The sequence below is a fragment of the Microbispora siamensis genome (assembly GCF_016863095.1).
Taxonomy (GTDB): domain Bacteria; phylum Actinomycetota; class Actinomycetes; order Streptosporangiales; family Streptosporangiaceae; genus Microbispora; species Microbispora siamensis.
The window spans coordinates 37,574-55,613 of record NZ_BOOF01000060.1 but is presented as its reverse complement, the minus strand read 5'-3'; the positions used below and the strand labels follow the sequence as shown (position 1 = coordinate 55,613).

Here is an 18,040-nt window from a genome sequence, read left to right as displayed (position 1 = left end):
CCACCCCGGCCTTCCTCAGCACCTCCTTGTTGTAGTACAGGGCGAGCGTGTTGGCCCCGATCGGGACCCCGTACGTCTTGCCGCCGAGCTGACCCGCCGCGAGCAGGTTCGGCGCGATGGACGAGACGTCGAGCTTGTTCTCCTCGGTCGTCGTCAGCACGCCGGCCTCGGCGAGCGTCGAGACCACCGGGTTGTCCACGATCAGCACGTCCGGCGAGTTGCCCTGCTGCGCCGCCAGCAGCGCCTTGTTCGTCAGGTCGCTGGTGTCGTAGCCGGTCCGCTCGACCTTCACTCCCGCCTGGGTGCCGCACGTCTCCAGCAGCTTCACCCATTCGGAGCTCTTGTCGTACTGGGGGTAGGGGTCCCAGATCGTGTAGGTCCCGCCTCCGGCGGCCTGGCTCGAACTCGCCGAGCCGGCGCCGCCGGACGGTGACGAGCACGCGGCGAGTCCTGCGGCGGCGGCCAGCACCGCCACACCCATGCCGGTCGCACGCCGGCCGCTTGACCCTGTTCTCATTGACGTGACCTCCGCTGACTGCGTTACGCGCCTGTTTCCCGACGAGAGTCGAACCGATTCGCCGAATCGGTTCGCCGACGATAGGCCGGGCCCGTCATATGCGTCAATGGGCTGCGGGCAGGAGTTGCGGAGATGTTGCGGACGGCGCACTTGACCCCCTCGCGAGGGTGCGCTTATCGTCCAGTCGAATCGATTCGGCGAATCGATTCGATCCACCACTCGACTCCCCCCGAATGGGACAGCGCATGGCCGTACCCTTGTCCGGGCGAGCGCGCAGACGCGTGCCTCACGCCGTTCTCGCCGCCGCCCTCGTCACGACCGCGATTCCCCTGACCGCCTCACCAGCCCTCGGCGCCGGCGTGCCGGCCCTCGTCCTCCACTACGACTTCGAAGGCGACCTGTCGAGCGGCGTCATCGAGGACCGCTCCCCGTCCGGCCTCGACGGGGCCCTGGCCAACCCGGGCGCGGCCAAGGCCGCCGCGGGTCCCGACGGCACGCAGGCCCTCTCGCTGCCCGGCGGGCCGACCGGCTCGGCGACCGCCCCCTACGTGACGATCCCGAACGGCCTGTTCCGCGACCGCCACGCCATGACCGTCTCCACGTGGCTGAAGTGGGCGGGCGGCGCCGACTTCCAGTGGGTCTACAACCTCGGCAAGGACGCTGCGACCGCCACGTTCGTCACCCCGTCCTACGCAGGCGACGCCACCACGAGGTCGTCCATCAAGCCGGTCAACGGCAGCGCCGAGGTGGGGGTGCCTGGCGCGCAGAAGCTGCCCACCGGGCAGTGGGTCAACCTCGTCACCACGATCGACGGCAGGACCCTCACCTACTACGTGAACGGCGTGGCCATCGGCAGTACCACCGCCCAGATCGACCTGGCCGCGGTGATGCACTCCGACCGCAACAGCACCTCCGGCTTCCTGGGCAAGGCGTTCTGGGGCGGACACCCGTTCCTGGCCGGAGACCTGGACGACTTCCGCGTCTACGACGCCGCCCTCAACGCCGAGCAGGTCGCGGAGCTCGCCGGAGACCACAAGGCCACTCTCACCAAGGTCGACCAGACCTCCTTCGAGATCACCACCTACCCGGGCACCGCGCCGGCACTGCCCGCGACCGTCGACGCGCAGTTCTCCGACGGCATCCGCCGGGGCGTGCCGGTCAGCTGGGAGGCGGTCGACCCGGCGAGTTACGCCAAGCCGGGCCGGTTCACGGTCAAGGGCACCGCGTACGGGACCACGGTCGAGGCCACGGTCAAGGTCGTCGCCAACGATCTGGTCATCGACCTCGGCGCCGAGACCGGCGCCTTCCACGGCGGCGCGTCCGGCACCCTGTACGGCGTGTACGGCGAGGGCGTGCCGACCTCCAACCTCCTGGAGGGCATGCGGCTGCGCACGGTCGCGACGAAGGCCCAGGACGGCCCCCAGCACCCCGGCGCCGACGCGCTGGAGGTGGTCAAGCCGCTCGCCGACAGCACCGGCGGCGACGTGTACATCTACATGACCGACATCTACCGCGGCTTCCCCTACCAGTGGCCCGGCGACACGCCCGAGGCCAGGCTGAACGACTTCACGGCCAAGATCGCCAAGCAGGTCGACCAGGTCCTCAAACTCGACCCGAAATATCAGGACCACATCGTCTTCGTGCCGTTCAACGAGCCCGAGGGCAACATGTTCGGCACCGGCACGTGGAGCTACAACAAGATCAGTTGGCTGAGCGACCCCCAGTACTACTTCAAGGCCTGGGACGAGGTCAACGCCCTGATCAAGGGCAAGATGCCGAAGGCCAGGATCGCCGGCCCCAACACCAGCGTCCTGTACGACCAGGTGCAGGGCTTCCTGCGGCACGCCGTGCAGGCGGGCACCGTCCCCGAGGTCATGACCTGGCACGAGCTGGGCGACCCCGCCCGCATCCGCACCAACGTGGCGAAATACCGCCAGTGGGAGCAGGCCATCTTCACGGGCACCCCGTACGAGGGCAGGCGGCTCCCGATCAACCTCGACGAGTACGCCTTCAACTACCACACCTCGGTGCCCGGCCAGATGATCCAGTGGGCCTCGGCGATCGAGGAGTCGAAGGTCGACGCCGACATCGCGTACTGGAACATCGACGGCAACCTGTCCGACTCGGCCGTGCAGGCGAACCGCGGCAACGGCCAGTGGTGGCTGCTGAACGCCTACGGCCAGATGACCGGCAACACCGTCAAGGTCACCCCGCCGCGGCCTGATGTCAGCTACACCCTGCAGGGCGTCGCGACGCTCGACAAGGCCAAGGCGCAGGCCCGTACGCTGTTCGGCGGCGCGTCCGGCCTCGTCGGAATCCACTTCGACAACGTCGACACCGGGCTGTTCGGCGACACCGTGCACGCGCTGGTCCAGGAGATCCCGTGGACCGGCCAGATCGGCGACTCCGCGCAGCCCCGCGTCGTCGCCGAGCTGAACCGGAAGGTGACGGACGGCGCGGTGACCTTCGAGTTCGGGTCCGCGCTGCCCGCGCTGAAGGAGTCGTCGGCCTACCAGATCATCCTCACCCCCGGCGACCACGCCGCCTCCGGCACTCCGGCGACCACGCTCTGGCAGGCCACGTACGAGGCGGAGGACGCCGGCCACACCGGCGCCGGGTACAGCAGGAACGGTCCCGAGGGGACCCCGTCCGACGTCGGCAAGTTCTACACCTCCGGCGGCTACGACGTCGGCGGGCTGCGCACCGGCTCCGACGTCACGCTGAGCTTCACCGTGTCGGTGCCGCAGGACGGCACGTACGACCTGTCGGTCTTCGCGAACTCGCTGAACACCTACGGCGCGGTCCAGGAGCAGGGCCCGACCAACGTCTTCCTCCGGGTCGACGGCAAGGACGAGCAGGAGCTCCACCTTCCGCTGGGGTACAAGTGGGTGGTCTGGGACCACACCGACACGAAGGTCACCCTGTCCAAGGGGGAGCACACGATCACCCTGGCCGCCAGGAGCCTCGACGGCGCCCGCGCCACCAAGGGAGACGCGATCGTCGACAAGATCGACCTGTCCCTCGCCAACCCGGCCGCGAGCGAGGCGATCTACGAGGCCGAGCACGCCACGCTGGACGGCGCGCGCACCGACTACGGCCAGAAGAAGGTGTCCGGCTCCGGCGTGGCCGAACTGCGCAAGGGACAGTCGGCGACGTTCTGGGTCTACTCCCGCGGCGACGGCGAGTCCACGGTGGGCGTCGACCTGCGCGGCGGCGGCAAGGGCACGCTGACCGTCAACGGGCAGGACATCGCCGAGCCGTCCGGGTCCTCCGAGATCAAGGCGTTCCTGTCCGGCGGCGTCAACAAGATCACCTACACCGCGCGGACGGGCAGGGTGCGGCTGGACCGGCTGCGGGTCGAGAAGACCGAGGGCGCGCTCACGCCGACCTGGTACGAGGCCGAGTCCGCCCACGTCGCCGGCGCCGCCAAGGTGGCCGCCTATCCGCTGGCGAGCGGCGGTAAGGCCGTCACCGACATCGGCGGCGCCCCCGGCACCGCCGGCACCCTGACCTTCGACGTCACCGCCCCCGAGAACGGGACGTACGCGCTGACGGTCCGCTACTCCAACCCCGAGCAGTCCCCCGCCTCCCACTACAACCCCGACCCGCTGGCCCGCCACGCCGAGATCTCCGTCAACGGCGCCGCACCGCAGCGGGCCTGGTTCCCCCACTCGTTCCACGCCGACAACTTCTGGGAGCTGACCATCCCCGTCCAGCTCAGGAAGGGATCCAACACCGTCGCCTTCGCCTCACGAGAGCTGCCGAACTTCGACGGCGACACCTACATCTCCGACGCCTTCCCGGACATCCTGCTCCGATCGAAGTACGCCCCGATCACCGACAAGATCGCGGTGACACCCATCGCCAGGTGACACGCCGGGCACGTCAGCCGGGCGGGGCCGCTGGCCCCGCCCGGCATTCCTGTTTCTCCACCGGTATTCAGGCCGGGCGGGCCCGGAGGCCGTCGAGAGCCATGCCCAGCACCCGCTCGCGCTGGTCGTCGTCGACGAACCCGCCTCCGGTGATGCCGGAGATCATCCGCAGGACGTCGTCGAAGGTCACGTCGCCGCGAACCTCCCCGGCCTCGCGCGCCCGGTCGAACAGCGGCTCCCCCGCCTCGTACATCGCCGTCCGGCTGGAGCGCATCATCTCCGAGTCGCGGTTGAGCGCCTCGTAGATGGCCCGCTTGGTGGCCGCGTAGTCCACGAACCGGCGCAGCCAGGCGGCCAGTGCCTCCCATGGCGGCAGAGCCGCGACCTGCGCCGCGGCACTGCACAGTTCGTCGATCTCGTCCAGGTACACGCTGTCGAACAGGTCCTGGCGGGTGGGGAAGTTGCGGTAGAGCGTGCCGATGCCGACCCCGGCGCGCCGGGCGATGTCCTCCAACGAGGCCTGCGTGCCGTGTTCGGCGAACGCCTCGCGCGCGGCGGCGAGCAGCGCGTCGAAGTTGCGCCGCGCGTCGGCGCGCTGGGGGCGTCGCACCCTCGTCCGGGGGCCTTCGGCCGCCTTCTCGTTCACCGGGATCCTCCCCAGGTTGTACCGGAGGCATACCTCCGCTAATGTGGAGGCACGCCTCGACTTTAGCAGGCGGGCATCCGCGTTCGTGTCTTCCCTGTAAAACGCCGCCCTGATCGTCGTCTTCACTACGCGCCGTCCCCGTGCCCGGGGACGGCGTCACCGGCGCGCCTCGTCGCGCCCGTTCCTCCTGTCGAAGGATGTCGATGTCACGTACCACCTCGCCGCAACGGCTGACCTTCCTCGCGCTGGCAGCCGCCACGGCCTCGTTCTCCATGCTGCAGTCCCTGGTCAGCCCGGTGCTGTCCACCATCCAGCACGACCTGCACACCGGCCAGAGCACGGTGACCTGGGTGCTCACCGCCTGGCTGCTGTCCGCCTCCGTCGCGACTCCCCTCATGGGCAGGATCGCCGACATGATCGGCAAGGACCGCACGCTGCTCGTCGCGCTGGCCGCCATCGCGCTCGGCTGCCTCGTCGCCGCCATCGCCCCCAACGTGGGGGTGCTGATCGTCGGCCGGGTCGTCCAAGGGCTGGGCGGGGCCGTGTTCCCCGTCTCGTTCGGGATCGTCCGTGACGAGTTCCCCGCCTCGCGCGTCCCCTCGATCGTCGGCGTCCTGTCCGCGGTCATCGCCGTCGGCGGCGGCGTCGGCATCGTGCTCGCCGGCCCGATCGTCGACGCCCTCGGCTGGCGCTGGCTGTTCTGGATTCCAGCGATCATCGTCGTCGCCACCGCGTTCCTGGCGTACCGCCACGTTCCCCGGTCCCCGGTGCGCACGCCCGGCCGGGTCAACTGGGCGGCCGCGGCGCTGCTGTCCGGATGGCTGGTGGCGCTGCTGGTCCCGCTCAGCATGGCGACCTCTTGGGGCTGGGGTTCGGCCGCCGTGATCGCACCGCTCGCCGCCGCCGTGGTGCTGTTCGCCGCATGGATCGCGGTCGAGCTGCGCTCGCGCGATCCGCTGATCGACATGCGCATGATGCGGCTTCCGGCCGTGTGGACGACCAACCTGGTCGCGCTGCTGTTCGGCGCGGGCATGTTCGCCTCGTACGCCTTCCTGCCGCTGTTCGTGCAGATGCCGGCGGCCGTGACGGGCTACGGCTTCGGATCAAGCGTGACCGAGGCAGGGCTGCTGATGCTGCCCATGCTCGTCACGATGGCCGTCGCCGGCACGGTGAGCGGCCCCATCTCGCGCATCGCCGGGGTCAAGGCCCAGCTCGTGTGGGGGTGCGCGCTCGGCGCGCTGGCGAGCGCCGGCGTCGCCCTCTGGCACGACCGGCCGTGGCAGCTCGCCGCCGCCACGGCGGTGTTCGGGCTCGGCCTCGGCCTGGCCTACGCCTCGATGACCAACCTGATCGTGCAGAGCGTGCCGGCCGGCCAGACCGCCGTCGCCGGAGGCATGAACACCAACATCCGCACCATCGGCGGGTCCGTCGGCACCGCCGTCGTCAGCTCCATCGTCACCGGCCACCTGCGCCCCGACGGCCTGCCGTACGAGTCGGGCTTCACCACCGCCTTCCTGGTGCTGGCCGTGACCCTGGCGGCCACCGTCGCCGTGGCACTGCTGGTCCCGGGGGCGCGCCGCCGTACGGCGTCCGCCGTCGAGGCGGCCGAGCGGGTCCCGGCGGGCGCGGCGCGCTGAAAATCACCCAAAGGAGACAGACATCATGCAGAGGACATGGCTCATCACCGGCGCGTCCCGGGGCCTGGGACGCGCGCTGGCCCGCGAGGTGCTCGAACGCGGCGACCGCCTCGTCGCCACCGCCCGCCGGTCGGAAGGGCTGGACGACCTCGTCCGCGCCCACGGCGACCGGGCGCGCGCCGTCGCGCTGGACGTCACCGACGCGACGGCGGCGCAGCGGGCCGTACGGCTGGCCGTCGAGGAGTTCGGCTCGCTGGACGTTCTCGTGAACAACGCGGGCTACGCGAACTCCTCGCCCATCGAGGAGACCTCCGACGAGGACTTCCGAGCGCAGTTCGAGACCAACCTGTTCGGCGTCGTCACCATGACCAGGGCCGCGCTCCCGGTGATGCGCGCGCAGCGGTCCGGTCACATCCTGCAGATCGGCTCCGTCGGCGGCCGGGTCGGGGGAACGCCGGGGCTCGGCGCCTACCAGGCGGCCAAGTTCGCCGTCGAGGGGTTCTCCGAGGTGCTGAACAGCGAGGTCAGGCCGCTCGGGATCACCGTGGTCATCGTCGAGCCCGGCGGGTTCCGTACGGACTGGGGTGGCTCGTCGATGCGCATCCCGCCGGTGGGGGCGGACTACGAGCAGACCGTCGGCCGCATCAACGCCTACCGGCGCGCGGTGGACGGCGCCCAGCCAGGCGACCCCCGGCGGGCGGCCAGGGTGATCGCCGGGCTGGTCGACGTGGACGAGCCGCCGCTGCGGCTGCTGCTCGGCTCCGATGCGCTGCGCATGGCCGAGCAGGCGTCCCGCGCCCGCGCCGCCGAAGCCGAGCGGTGGGCCGCCGTCAGCCGTTCGACGGACTTCGACGGCGTCGTGGGGCTGACCGAGGAGCCGGTCGCCCGCCTCCTCGCGCATGGCGCGCGGTGACCGCTCCGGCCCCGGCTCCGCGCGGTCGGCCAGAGGGGCGGACCGGTCAGCCCCGCAGCTCGGGGAACTGGTCGTCCCGCCACTCCCCGGACGGCGGGGCGCCGGCCTCCGCCGCGTCGCTCTCCCTGGCTCGCAGCTCGACCCGGCGGATCTTCCCCGAGATGGTCTTGGGCAGCTCGGCGAACTCGATCCGGCGCACGCGCTGATAGGGCGCGAGCCTCTCACGGGCGTGCCGCAGGATGGCCGCGGCGGTCTCCCGGTTCGGCTCCCAGCCCGCGGCCGGCACCACGTACGCCTTGGGCACGGCGAGGCGGATCGGATCGGGGGCGGGCACGACCGCCGCCTCGGCCACGGCGGGGTGCTCGATGAGCACGCTCTCCAGCTCGAACGGCGAGATCTTGTAGTCGGACGCCTTGAACACGTCGTCGGTGCGTCCCACGAAGGTGATCGAGCCGTCGGCGTCGCGGACCGCGACGTCGCCGGTGTGGTACAGGCCCCCGGACATGGCTCCCTCCTCGCCGTCCAGGTAGCCGGTCATCAGGTTGACCGGGCGGGCGGCGAGGTCGAGGCAGATCTCACCCTCGTCCGCCGGCCGCCCGGTCACCGGATCGACGACGACGACCGGGACGCCGGGAAGGGGGCGGCCCATCGATCCGGCCTTCACGGGCGCGCCGGGCGTGTTGGCGATCAGCGCGGTCGTCTCGGTCTGACCGTAGCCGTCGCGGACCGTCAGCCCCCACGCCCGCTCCACCTGGGCGATAACCTCGGGATTCAGCGGCTCCCCCGCGGCGACCGCCTCACGCAGACTGCCCGGCCCGTCCCCGAGGTCGGCCTGGATGAGCATCCGCCAGACCGTGGGCGGCGCGCAGAACGTGGTGACCCCCGCGCGGCGGATCTGCCCGAGCAGGGCGGCGGCGTCGAAGCGGGAGTAGTTGTGCACGAACACCGTCGCCTCGGCGTTCCACGGCGCGAAGAAGCAGCTCCAGGCGTGCTTGGCCCAGCCGGGCGAGCTGATGTTGAGGTGGACGTCGCCCGGCCGCACCCCGATGAAGTACATCGTCGTCAGGTGCCCGACCGGGTAGGACACCTGGGTGTGCCGCACGAGCTTGGGCCTGCTCGTCGTCCCCGAGGTGAAGTACAGCAGAAGCGGGTCGCCGGGGGAGGTCCGGGCCTCGAACGGATCCGGCTCCGGCATCGCGTAGGCGTCGCCGTACCGGAGCCACCCGGCCGCCTCGCCCACGCAGACGCGGCCGTACTCTCCCGGCACGCCGTCGAACTTGTGCGTGTCGGCCGCGTTGGCGATGACGTGCCGGACGCGTCCCCGCGCCACCCGGTCGGCGAGGTCCGCGGCGCCCAGGGCGGTGGTCGCCGGCATGATCACCGCGCCGAGCTTCGTCACGGCCAGCATCGACTCCCACAGCTCGACCTGGTTGCCGAGCATCAGCAGCACGTGGTCGCCCTTGCCGACCCCCTGGGCGGCCAGCCAGGCCGCCACCTGATCGGAGCGGCGGGCCATCTCGTCGAAGGAGTAGCGACGCTCGGAGCCGTCCTCCTCCACGATCCACAGCGCCGTACGGGTGTTTCCCCGGGCGATCGCGTCGAACCAGTCCGTGGCCCAGTTGAACCTGTCGCCGAAGACGGGCCAGGCGAACTCGCGTGCCGCCCGCTCGGGCTCCTCCCTCAAGCGGAGCAGCAGGTCGCGGGCTTCCCTGAAGACATGGGTGCTGGTCGTCTCGCTCACGGTGACTCCTTCGTCGCGCAGGCCACGGAGGTCAACGTACGACCGCCCCTCGTGCGATGTCACCCCCGCAGATCCGCCAACAGGGAGTCGGCGACGGCCTCCTCGTAGACCGGGCTCCCCTGCTCACGCATCGCGTCCGCGAGGGCGGGATCCCAGGGCGTGGGCACCGGCCTCCCGGTGAGCGCGACGCGCCCCTCACCGTCACCGGCGTCCCCGTCATCGGCCTTCGCAGCGCCGGCCTTCACAGCGCTGGCCAGACCGGCGAGGTAGTCGGCTGCGGTCATACGCCACAGCTCCGCGCCATGACGCCGCGCGACGGCACCGGCCATGTCCACTCCCGGCCAGTCGAAGTCGCCGTGGTAACGCAGGCGGGCCCCGCCGCGTACGGCGATCGCCGCCAGCCGGTGGAAGGCCGTCGAGGGACGTCCCTCGGTGCAGACGAGGGGCGGGCATTCCGGTCCCAGCTCGGCGGCCGCACGCCGCAGGACGGCCGGGTTCTCGCACACGTGGACGACCGGTGCGCGCAGTGCGATGGAGAAGGTGCCGAGCTGGTGGAGCGTGACCTGGAACGGCGTACCGAATCGGGCGGCACCGGTCAGCCACTCCCCCAGCCCCTCGCCCTCCGCCGGCAGGTTCAGGACGAGGATCCGGCTGGCGAGGTCGTCGACGACCACCTCGTAGCGGTCCCACAGATCGCGGCGCTCCTCAGCCGTGCTCGGGAGCGGAACGCCGTGGCGGATCGCGAGCGCCCGCAGAACCAGGGTGGACAGGGTGGTCCGATGGTTGAGGGCCTTGGGGTCGTCGGTGACCTCGGTTGCCAGCCCGGCAAGGGTGACGGGCGCGCGGCCCTCGGAACGGGCCTCCAGGGACTCCAGAACTCGAACGGCCTGCGCGAGCACGCCGACGGTCTCCGGCCGCGCGATGAGCCTGCCCACCATGCCGTTACGCCTCAACACACCCAGCCAGGTGCGGAACCATTCGGCGCTCTCATACAGTGGGCTCTCCTCCGCGGGCCGCAGTGCCTGACGTCGGGCGGCGAGATCTCGGGCGGCCTCGGCGGGCCGGTCGGCCAACGGGCCGTTCATCGTCTCCAGCAGCCCGGCGAGAGTGAGCCCGGTGCCGGCGTATACGACTGCGTCGAGTTCGCGCAGCGTCACGGAGGCGCGACCGACCCCGAGACCGCGATGGCGACCGGTGATACCGATGATCGCGTTGCGTTCCGCCTCGTCGGGATTGCTGACCCCGACCGATCCGTCCAGGCTGCCGCCGTTGTTCTCCAGGCGGCGCCGCGCGGCGCGGAGCAGGCGCTGGTACTCCGGTGCGTGGTAGCGCTTCACCGCCTCAGGGTCGGTCATACCTCATCCTCCATGTCCACGACCTTCTCGTGATCGTCCGTGGCGAGGAGGGTGCCTTCGGTGAGGGCGGGGGCGCGGCGGCCCGGGCGGAAGCCGAGCAGCGTCTCGGCCAGCTCCTCGTTGCCGGAGAAACCGGCGTCGGCGTCGATGGTCTGGGCGCCGTCCCAGAGCATCAGCATCGCCGACACCGCGTGGGCGCTCTTGTCGTGGTGCATGTCGTAGTGCGCGGCCATCGGCACGGTGTCGAAATGGACCCACAGGTCGTGGCCGGTCATGAACAGGTCGAGGCCGAACTTCACGGTCAGGCCCAGCAGCTCGGGCTTGTACCGGTCGTCGATGCCGGCGAACGCCTCGTCCAGCGCGATCATCCGCGGGCACGTGGGCTTGGCGGACGAGTAGAGGGCGTTGGCGGCGGCGAACAGCGGGAGGTGGATGGCCGCCGACTTCTCCCCGCCGGACATCTCCTCGTGCTTGGCCCGGGTGAGCTTCACCTCCTTCTCCCCCGGCACGGCGAGCACCAGCTCGAAGCCGTACCAGGTGCGGTAGTCGAGCACGTCGGCCAGGGCCTGCTTGTACGTGGCACGCGGATGGGCGGCCCGGTAGTCGCGGATCATCTCCCGCAGCAGGCCGCGCAGCTCGCCCAGCCCGGCCGCGCCGAGCCCATGCGCATCCCGGTCGAGGAGCCGCGAGACCGCGACCTGCCGGTCGTTCAGCCGTTCGGAGCGCCCCCATCGGATGCCGATCCTGGTGCCGGACGACATGGGCCGTGACCGGGTGTCCTCGTTCATCCCCCGCACCAGGTCGCGTGCGGTGCGGACCCGGTCGTGCACCTGCTGGGCGAGCGCGGTGAGCAACTCGTCCTCCAGCACCGTCCGCTCCCGCTCCTCGATCAGCATCCCCTGCTCCTGGACGCGGTCCGCCACCCGCCGGGCGAACGCCGCGACCGGATTGCGGCCGCCCTCGTCGCTGACGTAGACCATGACGACGCCGGCGGGGTCGTGCTCCAGCCGGTAGTCCTCGGCGCAGCCGTCGAGCGCGTCCTGGAAGGTCCGCAGCGAGGCCGACAGCCGGCTCGCGGCGTTCTTGAGCGCGCTCTCCCCGGGCACGCGGATGTCGGCCATCTCCGCGGCGAAGGCGTCAAGCAGCGCGGCCACGTCTCCCGGCAGCACCCGGCCGACCAGGGCGGCGGGATCCGGCGGCGGTCCACTGGAGCGGGCGGACAGTTCCGCGGCCACCGACGCGGCCGCCTCCGCCGGTTCGGGCCAGCCGACGTGGGCGGGCCACGGCGTCACTGCGGTGACGCCGAGCAGCGGGCGCAGCTCCAGATGCGCGTACGGCCCGAACGCCGCGACGTGCTCGAAGAGGTGCCCGAGCGCCTGGCCGAGGGAGGCCTGGCCGTGCCTGAGGTCGGCCTGGGCGACGATCAGCGCCTCGTTCTCCCGTGCCGCCGTGGCGGCGTGCTCCTCGCACCGCCCGCGGACCTCGGCGAGGCGGCGCTCGGCCTCATCGATCTGGGCGAGCACCTCGCGCAGCGGCGCGTCGAGTGCCTCCTCGCCCGCCCTGAGCTCCTCGGCGTCGGCCCGGTGCTCCCGCTCCTTGTCCTCCAGAGCGCGGGAGTCCGCGTCGTGCCGCTCGCGCTGCCGGGCGATCGCGGCCTGGCGGGACGCGAGGTCCCGCTCCTCGGACGCGGCCCGCTCGCGGCCGTCGTGCAGCCGCTGCGCCGTCGTGAGGAAGTCGTCGACGGCCCGCGCGACCGCGTCGACCTCCTGTTCGGCGACGGGCATGCTCCTTTCCGCCGCGACCTGCCGCAGCCGCCGGCGCGCCGCGTCGACCTGGGCCACCGCGGCGTCGAGGTCGCGGCGGCGATCCGCGAGCGCCGACCGCGCCTGGGCCAGCAGCGCGGACTCCTGCGACACGCGGGTGACGGCTTCGACGACCGCCGTGGCGGGCGGGAGCTCCCGCCGGGCCCGGGCGAAGTCCTCCAGGCGGCGGTTCGCGCGCGCCAGGTCGCGCTCGGCGTCCTCGTGCGCCCGGCTCGTCTCGCCGATCATCTCGTCATACTCGGCGAGCCTGGCCGCGCGGCGGTTGGCCCGGTTCGTGGCGCCGATGTACTCGGGCGACGGCTTGGGCCGGGCGCCGAGGAGAAGCCCGAGGGCGAACTGGGCCCGGCCGGTCACCGTCGGCGCCGGTCCGCCCTGCTGATCCCGGCAGGGCGTGATCGTGTCGGAGACCGCGACCGACCGCAGCACGTCCGCGACGACCGCCGCCGGCACCAGGTCCTGCTCCTCCGGCACGAGGACGTCGGCGAGCGTACGGCCGGTCGGGCGGCTCTCCTCGGGGAGCGGGAGCAGGTAACCGTCGGATTCCAGGACCTCGACGGCGTCGCGGGTGTGCCGTGCCTCCGGGTGCACCCAGGCGGTCAGCAGTCCCGCACCGTACAGAGCGCCTTCGAGGCCGGCCGCCTCCTTCTCGTCGAGGTCGTCGGCGAACCGGACGAGCCGCCACAGGGGCGCCCCCGGGCGTCCGTCGCGGTCCGCGGTCCGGCGGTCGTCGTGCGGCGGCGCCTCGTCGCGTTCCGCCGCGATCTCCTCCCGCTCGCGGCGCAGGCGGACGAGGCCGGCGGCGAGGTCGCGCACCCGGGCGGACAGGCGCTCGGCGGACCTGGCCGCCTCCGTCCGCCGTTCCTCGGTCCGCACGCTGTAGACCTCGGCCAGGGACGGCGCCCCGGCGTCGCCGGCGTGGGCGAGGGCCTCCGCCAGCGCCTCCACGTCGGCGGGCCCGGCCACCGCCTCGTCGTCCTCCGGGCCCCCGCCATCCACGTCTCCTGGCGGCACATCTCCTGAAGGCTCCGACGAGCGGGCCCAGCGGGCGGCCCAGGCGTCGAGCACCTCCCGCGCGAGGCGGCGTGCCGTCGCCAGCGCGGCGTCGGCGGCCTCGCACCGCGATTCCCGTTCCTCTACGTCCTTGTCCGCCTTGTCCAGGTCGGTCTCCGCGCGCAGGCGGTCCCGCTCCGCCCCGGCCACTCTGGCGATCTCGTCGCGGACCTTCGCGACGTCGTCCCGGCGGGCGGTGGCACGTGCCCTCGCCGTCGTGAGCAGGTCCTCCCCGGTGTCGGCCGGGCCGTCTCCGTCGTGGGAGACGCCGGCCCGTTCCGCCGCGTCGGCGAGGTCGGTGGCGTGACGGACGATCGCCGCGCGTGCGCCCTCCAGCCGCTCCGCGAGTTCGCCCGCCTCGCCTTCCAGGGCGGTCAGGTGCTCGGCGCCGTCCGCCAGCCGGGCGCGCTCCCGTTCGATCTCCTCGCCGGTCTTGGCGATCTGACGGCGGCGCAGGTCCAGCTCGCTCCGCGCACGGTAGGCGTCGTCCGCGCGCAACGCGGTGAGGCGGCGCTCCAGCCCTTCCCGCTCGGCCTCGGCGGCGGTGGCCGCCTCCGAGGCGGCCTCCCGCGCGGCCGCGGCCCTCTTCCGCGCCTCCTCGGCGCGCACGAGCGTGCGGGCGTGCTCCACCGCGCCGTCCATCTCCGTCTGGATGCGGGCGAGCCGGGCCTTCGCGTGGGTGCGGAGGTACGCGACGTAGTCGGTGAGGAACGCCCGTACGGCCGCGTCGGCGACGGCGAAGTCGTCGAACTGCTTCTGGACCGCCGCCAGGTTCTCGAAGTCGCGGGCCGCCTGGTCGACGAGCTCCTCGTCGATGGGGCTCAGACCCGAGGTGAGCGTGGCCGAGACCTTGTCGGGGTCGAGGTCCTTGGCCAGCAGAGGGCGGCGCAGCGCCAGCAGCAGGTCGAGGAGCTGGGTGTAGCGCTCCCTGCCCAGCCCGAACAGCCGGGCGTCCACCGCGTCCCGGTACTGCGTGGCGGTCTCGCTGTGGGCGTCCGGCCCGAGGACGGCCTTGAGCTGCCGCTCGGTGAGCGGCCGGGAGTCGGGCGCCAGCAGCCCGAAGTCGACGCCGAGGCGCTTGTCGGTGACGAAGAACGAGGTCCGCACCCCGTCCCTGTGCCGGTGCGCGCGGATGCCGATGATGAGGGTGACGGTCTCGTCGGTCTCGGCGGGCTCCGCCCCGATCTCCCGCCGGGCGAACTCCATCCACACGTAGCCGTACTCGGCCTCCTGCCCCCGATAGAGCAGGTTGGACTTCATCGTGCGGTTCTCGCCGCTGAACGGGTCGAGCCGCCGGGCGTCCGCAACGCCGTCGAGGATGAACGGGAAGAGCACCTCCAGCGCCTTGGTCTTGCCCGAGCCGTTGTGCCCGCGCAGGACCAGGCGCCCGTCGGCGAAGGCGAACTCCTCGTCCACGTAGTCCCAGACGTTGATCACACCGGCTCTGGTGGGCTGGAACCGGTCGGGCGGCGGTGTCATCGCTCCTCCTCCTGCGTGGACGAAACCTCCTGCATGCGCGGATCCTGGGGTGCCGGATCCTGGGGTGGCGGATCCTTCGGCGTGGCCGGCTCCGGCAGCGCCACCAGCGACAGCTGGCCGCCCGAGGTCCGGGTGGGCAGAGCGGCCCGGATGTTGCGGTAGCGCAGCGCGGCGGGCAGGACGAGCACGCCGCCGGGCACCGGCCTGAGCAGCATCAGGTCCGCGAGGAAGCCGATGACGGCGTCGAGCAGCCCCCGGGGGTCCTGCTGCCAGGTGGTGGTGAACGAGGCCGCCCCGAACTCGTCGTACAACTCGGTCGTCATCGTCTCGAGGCGGGTGCGCTCCACGAACGGCGCCTCGGCGGGCGCGGGCCGATCGTCGGGGGACGGACCGGCCTCGGGCGGAGACCAGGCGAGCTCGGCGACGATGCCGTCGCGGGGCAGCCCCGTGTCCATCCGTGCGACGAGGTCGGCCTGGTCGTCGGCGAGCGCGGGCACGGGCAGCGGCTCCGGCACGTGCTCGGGGTCCTCAAGCAGGTCGGCGATCTTCGCCAGCAGGAGCCCGGCCGCCCGGCTCACCGCGTTTCCCCTGCCCGGGAACGGCCGGTCGGTGAAGACGCCGCCCGGGTCGGCGAGCATGACGCCCTCCGCGCGCCGTTCCAGAACCAGGCCGGTGAACCGGACGAGGTCCTCGGCGAGACCCGGGGCGCGCAGCGCGTCGGCCACCTCGGGCTCGACGTCCGCGTAGTACACCACGGGGAACTCGACGAGCAGCCGCCGCGCCCTGCGTGCCGGGTTCGAGTGCGGCGGCTCGTGCACCAGGCCGGCCGCGCTGGTGAGGTGCTGGACGGGCCTGGCCGGTTTGAACAGCACCGCGCAGATGTCGTGGTCGATGTCGTACAACGCGTCGCCGCGCTCGGAGTCGCGCGCCCACCACTCCAGGCTGCCGTCGGACAGCCGGAGCGCGCCGCGGTCGACCAGCCAGCCCAGCACGTCGACGATGGCGGCCTTGTGCGAACCGATCGCGGGGTCGAAGCCGAGGCCGTCGATGGAGTTGGCAAGCGGCGTGAAGATCCGCACCAGGTCCGCCAGGCTGATCTCGATGCGGGAGCGCTGGAACGACCCGAGGACCAGGCACAGGTAGGCCATCCTGCGGCGGTCGAACGGCTTGCCCTTGCGGGAGAAGATCGATCGCTGCGTGTCGTCCAGGACGTCGAGGCGGCGGACCAGCCGTACGTGGTGGGTCGTGGCGATCAACGTGTAGCCGAGCAGCTCCCGGAAGTCGCGCGCCATCTCGTCGGCCCAGCGCAGCACCTGGTCGAGCACGCCGGGCCGCGGCCGCTCCTTGGTGATCAGGTCGCAGGTCAGCACGCGGCGGACCGCCTGCTGGTAGGAGCCGAGGTCGGCGGCGGGGACGCCGACGGCGGCCCGGGCGCGAGAACTCGTCACCTGGCACCCCCTGTATTCGAACCTGTCCCCTGCGTCCGCCCGGCGAGCTCGACCCGGAACCCGGGCAGATGGAGCAGTCCCTGCGCGGTGCGCACGGCGCTTCCGGTGTCGCACGGCACGAGCCGGATCATCACGGCGTCGTCGGCGCCGGAGCCTCTCTTCAGGCGGCCGGCGACGACCGTGCGTCCCTCCAGCGCCCGCGTCATCAGTTTCAGCAGGATCCGGGTCTCCGACTCGTCGAGCACCCGCCCGTGCGCGCCCAGCTCCGTCAGGTGGCCGGCGGCCTCGCGCTCGGCCGCGCGTTCCGCGGCCTGCTCGCGGCGCAGCGCCGCCCGCGCACCGGAGTTGCCGCGCACCGGCGTCGGCACGCCCGGGGTGGGCGCCTTACCGCTGCGGAAGAGCGTGACCGACACCTCCACCCCCGGCGCGTCCCACCAGGTCGCCCTGGGCGAGATCTGTTCGGTGTCCTCGTGGGCCGCGCCCAGGTGCCGCGCGGTCCGCAGGTTGAACGCCGCGCCCATCAGCGCGTGGGCGGCGCCCTCGTCCGGCGCGTTCCAGACCCACTCGGCCAGATGCCGCAGCTGGGTGGCCCGGTTGACGCCGCCGCGCTGCGCCTCCGAGATCTGCCGCAGCAACGCGATCACGCCCGACACCGCGATGCGCGTGGCGTTGCGCAGCTCACCGGCGCGGGATTCCTGCGAGCCCTGGGGGGCGAACCACGCCCGCAGGACGGACCAGCGGCGGCGCCAGTCCTCCAGCCGCTCGTCCCGATCCATGAAGGGCCGCTCGTCCGCGGCCGCCGCGCGGTCGAGCAGGGAGGCCAGGCCGCTCGCCTCCACGTCCCGTACGGCCGTGGCCAGGCGGGGCAGATAGCGGTCGAGCTCCGCCATGAACTCGGACATGTGCGTCAGCAGGGCGTTCTTGTAGCGCAGGAACGTCTCGGGAGAGGCGTCGGTGGACCGGATGATCTCGCCGAGCGTCACGTGGAAGTGCGCGGATCGGCGCCCCATGTCCTCCATCACCGAGTCCAGCCGGGACAGCCGCCGGTAGACCTGCTCCGCCTCCCCCGCGCGGTTGGCCGCCGCGAGCGCCTTGAGGTCCTCCAGGATGTCGGAGAAGACCAGCCGCGACAGGTTCGCGTCCTGGATGCGGGCCGCGAGCAGTCCCTCGACCGAGGTGTACGCCCAGTAACCGAGCTCGCTGAACTGGTAGACCGACTGCCTGTTGCGGTAGCGGACCAGGTTGCCGGCCCGGGACGCGTCGTCGAACCGGTGCACCACCCCGTCCTCGTACAGGGCGTCCAGCCGGTCGCGCAGCTTGCCGTCGAACGTCGGGACCTCGTCGTGGAGCCGGGCGAGTTCGTTCAGGGCCGCCTGCACCTCCCCGGCGTCCACCTGGACCCGGTGCACCTCACGCAGCCGGTCCATCGCCCGCAGGACCCAGAGAAAGGCCACAGGGTCTTCGCGCCCGGTGGTGAAGTTGAACAGCCTGAACCGATCGCTGATCGCCAGCGAGTCGAGGTCCAGCGCCCTGCGGTCCGCCATCCGGTCCCCCAATCC

10 protein-coding genes are annotated in these 18,040 nt (G+C 72.3%); 3 read left to right on the top strand and 7 right to left on the bottom strand.

All coding sequences use genetic code 11. The features are described from left to right. A partial coding sequence (locus tag Msi02_RS37990) for an extracellular solute-binding protein (protein ID WP_204052613.1) occupies window positions 1-517 on the bottom strand: 517 nt, incomplete at its 3' end. A 281-nt stretch (window positions 518-798) separates the two neighbouring features. Here Msi02_RS37990 and Msi02_RS44160 point away from each other — a divergent pair. After that, window positions 799-4,389 carry a LamG-like jellyroll fold domain-containing protein gene (locus Msi02_RS44160; RefSeq protein ID WP_204052612.1) on the top strand — a complete coding sequence of 1,197 codons (3,591 nt, stop codon included), beginning with the start codon at window positions 799-801 and terminating at the stop codon, window positions 4,387-4,389. A gap of 67 nt (window positions 4,390-4,456) precedes the next feature. On the opposite strand, the gene Msi02_RS37980 is transcribed toward Msi02_RS44160, so the two are convergent. Beyond that, window positions 4,457-5,035 (bottom strand): TetR/AcrR family transcriptional regulator, encoded by a 579-nt coding sequence (locus tag Msi02_RS37980; RefSeq protein ID WP_204052611.1) that lies wholly within the window; start codon window positions 5,033-5,035, stop codon window positions 4,457-4,459. Between the two features lie 203 nt (window positions 5,036-5,238). Here Msi02_RS37980 and Msi02_RS37975 point away from each other — a divergent pair, with 203 nt between their 5' ends. Both Msi02_RS37975 and Msi02_RS37970 read left to right on the top strand, forming a co-directional pair. After that, window positions 5,239-6,672, top strand: a complete 1,434-nt coding sequence (locus Msi02_RS37975; protein WP_204052610.1) for an MFS transporter — start codon at window positions 5,239-5,241, stop codon at window positions 6,670-6,672. Between the two features lie 25 nt (window positions 6,673-6,697). Then, a complete protein-coding gene (locus tag Msi02_RS37970; RefSeq protein ID WP_204052609.1) occupies window positions 6,698-7,585 on the top strand; it encodes an oxidoreductase in 888 nt (295 codons plus the stop codon). Window positions 7,586-7,631: 46 nt separating this feature from the next. Here the strand turns inward: Msi02_RS37970 and Msi02_RS37965 are convergent, their stop codons facing one another. The 5 genes from Msi02_RS37965 to Msi02_RS37945 are packed head-to-tail and all read right to left on the bottom strand — an operon-like array spanning window position 7,632 to window position 18,025. After that, window positions 7,632-9,326: an AMP-binding protein gene (locus Msi02_RS37965; protein WP_204052608.1), complete on the bottom strand. Its 1,695-nt coding sequence runs from the start codon at window positions 9,324-9,326 to the stop codon at window positions 7,632-7,634. A gap of 59 nt (window positions 9,327-9,385) precedes the next feature. After that, a complete protein-coding gene (locus Msi02_RS37960) occupies window positions 9,386-10,681 on the bottom strand; it encodes a TIGR02679 family protein (RefSeq protein ID WP_204052607.1) in 1,296 nt (431 codons plus the stop codon). Continuing rightward, complete coding sequence (locus Msi02_RS37955) at window positions 10,678-15,033, bottom strand: SbcC/MukB-like Walker B domain-containing protein (protein ID WP_204052606.1); 4,356 nt, start codon at window positions 15,031-15,033, stop codon at window positions 10,678-10,680. Before Msi02_RS37955 ends, Msi02_RS37960 begins: the two co-directional genes overlap by 4 nt. Then, window positions 15,030-16,481: a DUF2398 family protein gene (locus tag Msi02_RS37950; RefSeq protein ID WP_204052605.1), complete on the bottom strand. Its 1,452-nt coding sequence runs from the start codon at window positions 16,479-16,481 to the stop codon at window positions 15,030-15,032. The genes Msi02_RS37955 and Msi02_RS37950 overlap by 4 nt, the downstream gene beginning before the upstream one ends. Then, window positions 16,478-18,025: a TIGR02677 family protein gene (locus Msi02_RS37945; RefSeq protein ID WP_204052604.1), complete on the bottom strand. Its 1,548-nt coding sequence runs from the start codon at window positions 18,023-18,025 to the stop codon at window positions 16,478-16,480. Before Msi02_RS37945 ends, Msi02_RS37950 begins: the two co-directional genes overlap by 4 nt. Window positions 18,026-18,040 lie beyond the last annotated feature (15 nt).

What these genes read in the sequence shown, in the direction of transcription:
- Msi02_RS37945 (WP_204052604.1), bottom strand. Translation starts at nt 18,025, where the DNA reads ATGGCGGACCGCAGGGCGCTGGACCTCGACTCGCTGGCGATCAGCGAT.
- Msi02_RS37975 (WP_204052610.1), top strand. Translation starts at nt 5,239, where the DNA reads ATGTCACGTACCACCTCGCCGCAACGGCTGACCTTCCTCGCGCTGGCA.
- Msi02_RS37960 (WP_204052607.1), bottom strand. Translation starts at nt 10,681, where the DNA reads ATGACCGACCCTGAGGCGGTGAAGCGCTACCACGCACCGGAGTACCAG.
- Msi02_RS37970 (WP_204052609.1), top strand. Translation starts at nt 6,698, where the DNA reads ATGCAGAGGACATGGCTCATCACCGGCGCGTCCCGGGGCCTGGGACGC.
- Msi02_RS37955 (WP_204052606.1), bottom strand. Translation starts at nt 15,033, where the DNA reads ATGACACCGCCGCCCGACCGGTTCCAGCCCACCAGAGCCGGTGTGATC.